The sequence below is a fragment of the Chlorogloeopsis fritschii PCC 6912 genome, from assembly GCF_000317285.1.
Taxonomy (GTDB): Bacteria; Cyanobacteriota; Cyanobacteriia; order Cyanobacteriales; family Nostocaceae; genus Chlorogloeopsis; species Chlorogloeopsis fritschii.
This window is the reverse complement of record NZ_AJLN01000145.1, coordinates 142,417-152,079: the sequence shown is the minus strand read 5'-3', so window position 1 is coordinate 152,079 and position 9,663 is coordinate 142,417. Positions and strand designations below refer to the sequence as shown.

The window sequence follows — 9,663 nt, the reverse complement described above, 5'->3', positions numbered from 1 at the left end:
CTGAATCACCTTTTACAGCGGTTTTCTGTAAGGTGGGCATTGCTCACCACTATCTAAAATGTTTACTAGATGGCCTTTTACGGGCAATGCCCACCCTACGATTTGTGGTCTTAAAGTGAAACGGTATAATAACCCAATGGACTTTTAAATTCACCGATCGCCCGATTGAGTTCCTGAGCGATCGCCAACAATTCCATCTCACGCCATCGCTTGCCAATAATTTGCAGTCCAATCGGTAAACCATTCTGGGTTTGCCCAATGGGAATCACCACAGCAGGATGGCTGCTCAAATTAAAAGGCATAGTGTAAGCACCGTTGGCAACTCCATGAGGATAAGACTTACCCTCAATATCAATGGCATTCCAAGCTGGGCGATGGGTAAAGGCAGGGGTTGCTGCTACAGGAGTTAGCCACACATCCCACGGTTCTAGTGCTTCGTCAATTTGGGCAATGAAGCGATCGCGCTCGGTGAGAGTCTCAAAATACCCTTTTAGTCTTGGGTTTAATAGCTCAGGTAAGAGACGACTGAAATCCCCCAATTTGCGAAGTTCTTTGTCGCCTTGGGTTGCAGTACGAAAAATCTGCTGCCAACTGCGACGTAAATTATATCGATTTATCGGTTGAGCGTAGATGTTGATGTATGCAGCCATCCGCCCGTAGAGGTTCAGTATTTTTGATAGCTCAAAGTTTCTAGGTAGCCAGCGTTCAATTTGGGCACCCGCTTGAGAAAGCTTTTGTGCGATCGCTTGTATTGTATCTCGAATTTCAACAGCAACAGGTACTTCTGTCCATTCGTCAATCCAGGCAATTTTGAGTTCTCGCAAAGTTTTCCCAGAGGGTATATCAAGCGAAATTGGTGGCACATCAGGGCGACGCAAATCGGCACCTGCTATTAATGAAAAACAGAGTCGAATGTCTTCGAGCGATCGCGCGAAACATCCCACAGTCATCATTTGCCGCAGACAGTATGGCATTCCCGGTACTTCTGGAATCATTCCGACTGTGGAGATGCGGCGATCGGTTGGCTTCAAGCCGTAGACGCCACAGAAATGAGCAGGCTGGCGAATGGAACCTGCAATATCATTACCGATATCTAACGGTGAAAGTCCAGCTGCAACCGCAGCAGCACTCCCTCCAGAACTGCCGCCCGCTGTGTAGTCAAGATTCCAGGGATTATTTACCCGTGGAAACAGAGAATTTGTACTCTGAAAATCACCAGCCAGTTCCGCCATATTCGTTTTGCCGAGAATGACTGCTCCAACTGCCCGCAACCTTGCTACAACCGTGGCATCTTGCTGAGGAACGTAGTCTTTGAGGGGAATGTAACCCGCTGTGGTACGCAATCCTGCCGTCTCGAAAATATCTTTAATCGTAATGGGTACACCATGAAGGACACCCCAAATTTCACCTTTTGCTAAAGCTTCATCCGCTTGTTTGGCTTGTTGGCGGGCACGTTCTTCATCTAGCGTGCAGATGGCGTTAAGTTTAGAGTTATGTTTGGCAATTTGTACTAAATGGGCATCCAGCACTTCAACCGCAGAAACAACGCGATCGCGGATCATTTGAGCAAGCTGATGGGCAGGCGTAAAAACTAGATCGCTCATAATTTTATTGGGTGTATGTTATACCGACATTTGCAAAACATAAAGATGGAGATTAAAACCGAGACTACGCCAAAACGCCAAAGCTATCTCATTTTTTTAGAAGAGATAGCAGAATTTCTCAACCGGTTCTTCGCTGTTGAGCGTTTTCCGGAAGTGGAAAAGGGAGGCATATACTTACCATCATCACGTTCTATCAGACGATTAGGATTAGCACTAGAACCTGAGACACAACTACAGGAATGGGCGATCGCTCAAAATTTAGACGCGCTTTTTTTACATCGTCCTTGGAAACTCCAACCAGGGCAACTTCCACCTGATATTGGCGTAATTTCTTACCATCTGCCATTTGACGAACGCTTAACAATTGGTTTTAATCCCCGGTTGGCACAAGTATTAAATATGTCTGGTTTAGAAGTTTTGGGAGAGAAAGAAAATAGAGCGATCGGGATGCTAGGAGAAATCCCAACTCAAAGTTTTGAGAGCTTATGTAGTTGTGTAAGTCAGGTATTTGGTGGAACAGAGCAAGTACGTACAACAGTTTGTGAGAAAGTAAAGCGTGTTGCTGTTGTTGGTGCAATGACAGATTTACTGGTACGTGAAGCAGCAGAGCGTGGTGCTGATATTTACATAACCGGGCAGTTACGACAGCCAGCCGAGGAGGCGATACAAGAAACTCAAATCGGAGCGATCGCGGTTGGGCATCATCGTAGCGAAGTGTGGGGTTTAAGAGCGCTGGCAGGGGTACTACAAGAACGGTGGTTGAGGTTAGAGGTGGTTTTGAGCCACTTTAATTAAGGAGACACACCAGACGCGGAGAATCGTGATTCAAATTCTAGCCCCTAGTCCCTAGCCCCTAGTCCCTAGCCCCTAGCCCCTAGCCCCTAGTCCCTAGCCCCTAGCCCCTAGCCCCTAGCCCCTAGCCCCTAGCCCCTAATCCCTTATCTCTCCCGCTAGATCGGGTTTTACAATTGTTCTCACCAAGGGGCGATGAGCAGATTGTTGGTAAACTGACAAAATCTCATTAGATCGCAAAGGATGAGGGTATGCATGATTAGATCTTGGATGGTTATTGCGGGTGTAACTTTATTAGTTGCTTTAGGTGCTAACTTCATTACTCCTGGCGATCGCAAATGGTTTAAACGCTTACAAAGGCCTAGATGGCTCACGTTTGAGGCAGCAATTCCAGTTATTTGGACTGTAGTATTTGTCTGTGGTGCTTGGTCAGCTTATATCATTTGGGAAAATAATCCAGGCAGCACCCGAACTTGGATTTACATGGGATTATATTTACTTTTAGAAATTGTTACTGTTTCCTATACTCCCGCCATGTTTAGGAATCGCAGTCTTAGATTGGGCACAATACTGGGTGGAACGGGTTTTATCATAGCGGTGATACTAGCGATCGCGGTTTTACCAATTTCTGGTTGGGCAACACTATTGCTTGTGCCTTATTTATTGTGGAGTCCAATTGGAACTTATACCACTAAGGTAATGGAGCGTCTTAATCCTCAAGATATTTGATATTCAATCTACTAATAATCCAACCAGCGACTGATTAAACTTGTACCTTAAATTGACAAAATTGCCGTGTAAGTATTGACAAAATACACGTTAAGAGGTAAAAGCTATGATTCCATCTTGGATGGTAATAGGAGCCGTAACTTTTTTAGTCGCGTTTGGTAGTTTCTTTATTACACCACGTGATGTCAAATGGTTTGCGCGGTTAACTCGCCCTCGCTGGTTAGTTTTTGAGCCGTTAATTCCGCTGATCTGGACTGTAATTTTTATTTGCGGAGCAGCGTCTGCAACTATTGTTTGGGAAAAGAATCCAGCCAGTACGGTTACTTGGCTATTAATGGGTTGTTATTTACTACTAGAAATTATCACCGTTACCTACATACCTCTGATGCTGAGATATCGAAGTCTTCGGGTTGGAGAAATCATTGGATCGGTTGGTATGATTTTGGGTGTGTTGCTTGCAATCTCAGTTTTGCCGATTTCTTGGCTAGCAACGTTGTTACTTGTCCCTTATCTGGTATGGAGTCCAGTTGGTACATACACTACTGAGGAATTGATACAGTTAAACCCAGAAGATGCCTAGTTACGTGACCACATTTTATTGCGTAGCGAGCAAATCAAGGCTAAATTAATCGACCGTACCGTGCTACAAACTTTGTATCTTGATTAGTTTGATTATTTAACCAAGCCCACATTTGATCCCCAAAGGAAAAATGCCACCACTCACGAGGATTGCGTTTAAATCCAGCTTTTTCCAAGACATTCTGCAATAGCAAACGGTTAGCATGATACTGCTGTGCCTGGGGGCGATCGCTATTGAGATAGTAATCGGGAAGCGAGCGATCGGATAATTCATCAATCGGCGAACCCATATCCACAATTTTCCCTCTATCATCTACCAGCGTGACATCTACAGCCGCACCAGTACTGTGAGGCGGTGGTGTTTTTTCATCCAGACTTGGTTCAGCCCAAATTTTATAAACTTCCTGCCAAATTTCCTGGCGTTGAATTTCTGATAACTCAATGCCAATTAATCGTCTGTCACGCAAAGCTTCACAAAAAGCATAATTCACCATAAACTGCTGCACTGCCACAGGGCGATAGGCATCAAAAATTTGAATGTGCCAGTCAGGATGTAGTATTTGCAGGTAATTTTGTGCTGCAATCAAATTATCAACTACACTTTGGCGCAGAAAATAGGGGGAATGTTCGCCATAAGGCGCACCCAATTTTTCATAAGGATGGGGAAATTCGACTGCAAATTTTTTGAGGGGAATAGGTACAAGAGGTTCACCACACTCTTGAATAGGAATTTGATGATAAGGTCTCATATTGAAAAGGGTACAGGGTACAGGGGATAGGGAACAGGTGACAGGGGATTAGGAAAGAAGCTCCAGGAGCAGAGAGGAAGAATTCTTCTCCTTTTCCCTTGTCCCCCACTCCTCTTTCTCCGCGTCTCCGCGTCTGGTGTGTCCTCTTTACGATCCCCAATACCCCTTTAACCACGTTGCCCAGTAACGATATACGCGACTCTTTGACCAATATTAGTAGCATGATCTGCCATGCGTTCTAAATAACGTATTACTAGCACCAACAGTAAAATTGGTTCGACAATCCCCGGAACATCCTTTTGATAAGCTAAAGTTTGATAAAGGTACTCATAGGCATCATCTACAGTGTCATCCATTTGTTTGACACTGCGTCCGCTGACTTCATCTAAATCAGCTAAAGCTACCAAGCTAGTTGCTAACATCGCCTGAGCATGATGAGACATCAGCGCAATCTCAGGTAAAGATGGATGCGGCGGATAAGGAAAAATTTTAATTGCAATTTCTGCTATGTCTTTTGCATAATCGCCAATACGCTCAAGATCGCGCACTAGCTGCATAAAGGCGCTCAAGCAGCGCAAGTCTTGGGCGACAGGAGCTTGCAGCGTCATGATTGCTGTGCAGTCTGATTCTATTTGTTTATAAAAGCGATCTATTTGTTTATCTATATGCGGAAGTTCCTCTGCCGCTTCTAAGTCACGAGAAAATAACGCTTGATGGCTGAGGCGAAACGATCGCTCTACCAAAGCTCCCATACGCAAAACGTCCCGCTCTAAACGCCTAATTTCGCGTGTTAGCTGGGGTCTTCCTGAATTAGCATCAAAAATAAGAGCTTTCACGCTTGCAGCCTCAAACATGAAGATACTTCTAAATATAGTCTTAGGATTAAGAATTTGCTACGCTCTCAGGGAATATTATCTGTATCCATGCGCCACCTGTAACGGGATGATTCATGGCTTTGATAGTACCACCATGAGCAAGCACAATTTGACGCACGATCGCCAAACCTAAACCAGTACCCACAATTGTCGTTGTAGAATTATTTTCTGCTTGTTGGGGGCGAGAGCGTGCTTGATCCCCTCGGTAAAAACGTTCAAAAACATGGGGCAAATCTGCTTCAGAAAAACCAACTCCAGAGTCAATGATATTGATCTCCAGATTTAGTGGCTTGCTCGCTTTGCCACTAGAGCTATTTTCTGTACAAACAACCTTTGCCTCAACAGCAATGGTACCTTCAGGAGGGCTGTATTTGATGCTATTGTCTAGCAAATTCACAAAAACTTGATAGATGCGCGATTCATCAGCATTAATCCAAAGTTTTTCGGAGCTTGTATAAATAAGCTGGATTTTATGGCGTTGTGCTAGAGGTTCTAGATTTTCCCAAACTTTGGCAATCAGCGATCGCAATTCTACAGGTTGGCGATTTAATTCTAAGGAGGGATTATTTTCGAGTCGAGTAAGTTCCAACCAGCTTTGTACCAAATAAATCAACCTATCAACCTCATGTAACAGGCGGTTTACCCAGCGATCTAAAGGTGGCTGCAAACGATCTTGCAAATTCTCTATCACTAAACGAATTGAAGTCAAAGGTGTGCGCAGTTCGTGGGCAAGATCGGAAAGAGCGCGATCGCGTGCTTGGTTTAGTTCCAACAATGATTGGCGATTTTCTAAAAAGACTCCTACTTTTCCTTGAGATAAAGGCAAGCTAGTCGCTCGCACTGCCAAAGGTTTGATTTCTAAAATTGCGGCTGCGTTTTCCACAGAGGGATGAAATATCCACTCCCGAATCTGGGATTGTTGGCGATCGCGAGTTTGCTCAATTAACTGATCGAGTTCATAAGAACGCACTAACTCAAGCAACAAGCGCACCTGCCCTGGTTGCCACCTTTGCAAATACAACATCTCTCGTGCCAGTTGGTTACACCACAGCAGTTGGTTTTCTTCATCCACCTGCAAATACCCTACTGGTGCCATCTCTAGCAAGTTTTTGTAATTTTCCAGATCTTGTTGTAACTCTTCCTGGTGCTCCTTTAATGAAGTAATTTCATGTCGCAAGCGCGGAATGAGCGGTAATGCTACATCAGAAGACTGGGATCTTAACGAGGGCGGTATTCTTCCCAGAAAGCGGTACATTTGTACCTTTTGCCAAAGCCAAAACCCAAGTCCGATCGTCAAACCTAAAAAGAATTCTGGTACTAACATCGCTAGTTGTTAGTGCTATTGCACAATTCATACCTAACAACTATCCAAATCGATAACCAAAACCACGCACAGTCACAATATACTCAGGATGACTGGGATCTTGCTCTAACTTTTCACGTAACCAACGGATGTGAACATCCACAGTTTTACTATCCCCGACAAAATCTGGCCCCCATACTTGATCCAGCAATTGTTCTCGTGACCAAACTCTACGAGCATAACTCATAAAGAGTTCTAGAAGACGAAACTCCTTTGGAGAAAGGTTCACCTCCTGAGAACGAACTAGCACGCGACACTCTTGCGGATACAATGTAATATCTTTGTATTGCAATACTGGAAGTTGCGGTAAACTACTTAAGCGTTGGCGACGCAGTAGAGCGCGACAACGAGCCACTAATTCCCGCATACTAAAAGGTTTTGTTAGGTAATCATCTGCTCCTACTTCTAAACCTAAAACGCGGTCAGTTTCACTACCTTTGGCACTTAGCATTAAAATCGGTACTGGGTTGCCTTGGTAACGAAGCAAGCGGCAAATATCTAAACCATTGATTTGAGGCAGCATTAAATCGAGAATAATCAAATCAAAGGCAAGTTCTCCTGAGCTTATTTCAAAATTTTTCAGTTGTTCTATCGCTGAACGACCGTCCGTAGCCGTTACCACCCCATAACCTTCTTCTTCCAGAGCTAAAACTAGCATTTCCCGGATGAGTTCTTCATCTTCAACCACCAAAATACGATTTCTTTGGCCGATGTCGGTCGTGGGAGGATACTTAGTTGATTCACTCGTGTACATCGATATCACAATAATGCTGCAACTTTATTGTATCAATATAAGTGTCTAATCTCAGTGCAACTACTAAATGATGAGTTGGTTATTTTTCAGCTTTTCGTAACCTATATGACAGCACACTCTATAATTATAAACTATGCGTGCAACAAATAATTTTTCAAAAGCTTCTATTCTTTAGGATTCTATCAAGTCCAGAAACTTTTGTGGAATCAAAGCACAAGCTCAAAAAGGTTACTGAAATTTTAATAAGATGGATAATTTAGTCAACCATACATTATCATTACTCAGATAGTATTAATTTTTACAAGCAACTTTCACTAATTTGGTCGCTAAAAAAATAACCACTCATTAAGCACACTATCAAAAAACTTAAATTTACCCCAAGGTTAAATTTAGAAGTGCAAGGAGATTGGATGTATAATTTTGAATTCCGTTTTATAGTTAAAACCAGGGTTTTGAAATCAATTTCCCTAAACCCAATTTATAATTTTAAAGAGCTTGTTACGCTTATATATAAACTGGCTTGTTTATCATTAAAATACGGAATTTTCAGGATAATAAGCTTCAATCATTCATAAATTTTCTCTTTTTTCTCAACATATATAGAGTTAATGGATAGGTTGTTAGAGATAAAATTTGACTCTAATTTTAGAGTAGAAACTATTTTTGAAGAGTAAATATTATATCTAGTTCATTTCTTGTGTTTATTAGGTTGATTGTTATCAGGGATTAAACCAGGTTCTGTTTTTTTGGTCTACTTTTAATAGGTAGAGGAAGTGGGATTGGTTTTTGATTAGTCATGGTTTTCACTTTTAAACTTGTTAACAATACTAATAACATGATTTTTATTACTACTTGGGAATCAAAATGCAAATAATTCTGCACTTTATCTAATTTTTAATTATTTTTATTACGAAATATAAAAATAGAGACGCTATCAACGTCTCTACAGAAGAGGAAACCCATTATAAATTTAAAAATTCAAATTAAAAGTAGAGGATTTAAGCAGGAAATTAAAAATCAAACAAATAATTTGCTGTCTTGAGGATAAAAACTTGAGTTACAGGATTTTTTTGTACATCGTCAAGTTGTTTTTGGCTTTTGTTGGTTGTAGTCTTGATTATTTTCAGCTCGAAATTTGGTACTACCCGATTCAGTTCGAGGTTTACTGGTAATAGGGGGTTTTTTACGAGTCATGTAAACTAGTTCCGTTTGTTGTCATCTCTACAAATTGAACTACACCGCAGCAAATTACTAATCCGGAAAATTAAAAAATTAACGGATGGGGATTGGGTATCAGTCACCAGTTATCAGTTGTCAGTTAACACCAAGACACCTGATAACTGTTAACTGTTCACTGATAGAGTTCCCATTAAGCAAATGCTGAAAAATCAAGATTAGGGGGTATATCCTGAATACGTCCAGAACCAACAGCCCGCAATGCTTCTTTGAGGGAGATATCACCAGTATATAAAGCACGACCAACGATCGCACCAGTTACACCTTGAGGTTCCAAGGCTAGCAAACTCAGCAAATCGGTAACAGAACTAACACCACCAGAAGCAATAATCGGAATATCTACTGAGTTAGCAAGTTCGCGTAAAGCTTCTAGATTTGGCCCTGTCAGAGTTCCGTCACGATGGATATCGGTATAGATTACTGCTGCTGCTCCTAATTCTTGCATTTGCACAACAAGTTGGGTAGCAAGCACTTCTGAGGTTTCTAACCAGCCGCGAGTTGCTACTTTGCCGTTGCGAGCATCAATGCCGATAATAATCTGTCCGGGAAATTCTTGGCAGAGTTGTTGTACTAACTGCGGTTGTTCTACAGCAATAGTTCCTAAAATTGCCCACTCTACACCCAAATTAAACAACTGTTGGGCACTTTCTTTTGTCCGCAATCCTCCGCCAACTTCAATGGGCACAGACACAGCTTGAGCGATCGCTTCAATTGCCTCTAGGTTGACTAATTTCCCTGCTTTTGCGCCATCTAAATCAACTACGTGCAGTCTAGTAGCGCCTTGTTCTACCCACTGTTTCGCTACATCCGCAGGATTTTCGCTAAAAACTTCTGATAGTGAGTAGTCTCCTTGATAAAGTCGCACACAGCGACCTTCTAGTAAATCTATTGCTGGAATAACTTCCATAATTATCCTCAAAGTTGTTAGTCAATAGTCATTAGTCATTCGTAGGGGAGGCAGTGCGTTGCCGAGATTCCCCCG

Annotated in this window: 9 protein-coding genes; 3 read left to right on the top strand and 6 right to left on the bottom strand. The window is 42.3% G+C overall.

The window, feature by feature from the left end; all coding sequences use genetic code 11:
• Positions 1-110: 110 nt before the first annotated feature.
• Entirely contained in the window at positions 111-1,604 is a 1,494-nt protein-coding gene (locus tag UYC_RS0132700) for an amidase (protein WP_016876601.1), read from the bottom strand.
• 45 nt (positions 1,605-1,649) lie between these two features.
• Here UYC_RS0132700 and UYC_RS0132695 point away from each other — a divergent pair, with 45 nt between their 5' ends.
• The 3 genes from UYC_RS0132695 (at position 1,650) to UYC_RS0132685 (ending at position 3,705) form a co-directional block, all read left to right on the top strand.
• Complete coding sequence (locus tag UYC_RS0132695; protein WP_016876600.1) at positions 1,650-2,399, top strand: Nif3-like dinuclear metal center hexameric protein; 750 nt, start codon at positions 1,650-1,652, stop codon at positions 2,397-2,399.
• Positions 2,400-2,651: 252 nt separating this feature from the next.
• Positions 2,652-3,125 (top strand): TspO/MBR family protein, encoded by a 474-nt coding sequence (locus tag UYC_RS0132690; protein WP_016876599.1) that lies wholly within the window; start codon positions 2,652-2,654, stop codon positions 3,123-3,125.
• Positions 3,126-3,231: 106 nt separating this feature from the next.
• On the top strand, positions 3,232-3,705 hold the full coding sequence (locus UYC_RS0132685) for a TspO/MBR family protein (RefSeq protein ID WP_016876598.1): 474 nt from the start codon (positions 3,232-3,234) through the stop codon (positions 3,703-3,705).
• A 40-nt stretch (positions 3,706-3,745) separates the two neighbouring features.
• Here UYC_RS0132685 and UYC_RS0132680 read toward each other — a convergent pair whose 3' ends face one another.
• From UYC_RS0132680 to hisA, 5 genes are all read right to left on the bottom strand, one after another.
• Positions 3,746-4,453 (bottom strand): M15 family metallopeptidase, encoded by a 708-nt coding sequence (locus UYC_RS0132680; protein WP_016876597.1) that lies wholly within the window; start codon positions 4,451-4,453, stop codon positions 3,746-3,748.
• A gap of 167 nt (positions 4,454-4,620) precedes the next feature.
• On the bottom strand, positions 4,621-5,307 hold the full coding sequence (gene phoU / locus UYC_RS0132675) for a phosphate signaling complex protein PhoU (RefSeq protein WP_016876596.1): 687 nt from the start codon (positions 5,305-5,307) through the stop codon (positions 4,621-4,623).
• A 28-nt stretch (positions 5,308-5,335) separates the two neighbouring features.
• Positions 5,336-6,652, bottom strand: a complete 1,317-nt coding sequence (locus tag UYC_RS0132670; protein WP_016876595.1) for a sensor histidine kinase — start codon at positions 6,650-6,652, stop codon at positions 5,336-5,338.
• Positions 6,653-6,692: 40 nt separating this feature from the next.
• On the bottom strand, positions 6,693-7,445 hold the full coding sequence (locus UYC_RS0132665) for a winged helix-turn-helix domain-containing protein (RefSeq protein ID WP_016876594.1): 753 nt from the start codon (positions 7,443-7,445) through the stop codon (positions 6,693-6,695).
• A 1,369-nt stretch (positions 7,446-8,814) separates the two neighbouring features.
• Positions 8,815-9,588, bottom strand: a complete 774-nt coding sequence (gene hisA, locus UYC_RS0132655; RefSeq protein WP_016876592.1) for a 1-(5-phosphoribosyl)-5-[(5-phosphoribosylamino)methylideneamino]imidazole-4-carboxamide isomerase — start codon at positions 9,586-9,588, stop codon at positions 8,815-8,817.
• Between the last annotated feature and the right edge of the window lie 75 nt (positions 9,589-9,663).

Coding starts and splice junctions, on each gene's coding strand:
- UYC_RS0132685 (WP_016876598.1), top strand. CDS start 3,232: ATGATTCCATCTTGGATGGTAATAGGAGCCGTAACTTTTTTAGTCGCG.
- UYC_RS0132695 (WP_016876600.1), top strand. CDS start 1,650: ATGGAGATTAAAACCGAGACTACGCCAAAACGCCAAAGCTATCTCATT.
- UYC_RS0132670 (WP_016876595.1), bottom strand. CDS start 6,652: ATGTTAGTACCAGAATTCTTTTTAGGTTTGACGATCGGACTTGGGTTT.
- UYC_RS0132690 (WP_016876599.1), top strand. CDS start 2,652: ATGATTAGATCTTGGATGGTTATTGCGGGTGTAACTTTATTAGTTGCT.
- UYC_RS0132680 (WP_016876597.1), bottom strand. CDS start 4,453: ATGAGACCTTATCATCAAATTCCTATTCAAGAGTGTGGTGAACCTCTT.
- phoU (WP_016876596.1), bottom strand. CDS start 5,307: ATGTTTGAGGCTGCAAGCGTGAAAGCTCTTATTTTTGATGCTAATTCA.
- hisA (WP_016876592.1), bottom strand. CDS start 9,588: ATGGAAGTTATTCCAGCAATAGATTTACTAGAAGGTCGCTGTGTGCGA.
- UYC_RS0132665 (WP_016876594.1), bottom strand. CDS start 7,445: ATGTACACGAGTGAATCAACTAAGTATCCTCCCACGACCGACATCGGC.
- UYC_RS0132700 (WP_016876601.1), bottom strand. CDS start 1,604: ATGAGCGATCTAGTTTTTACGCCTGCCCATCAGCTTGCTCAAATGATC.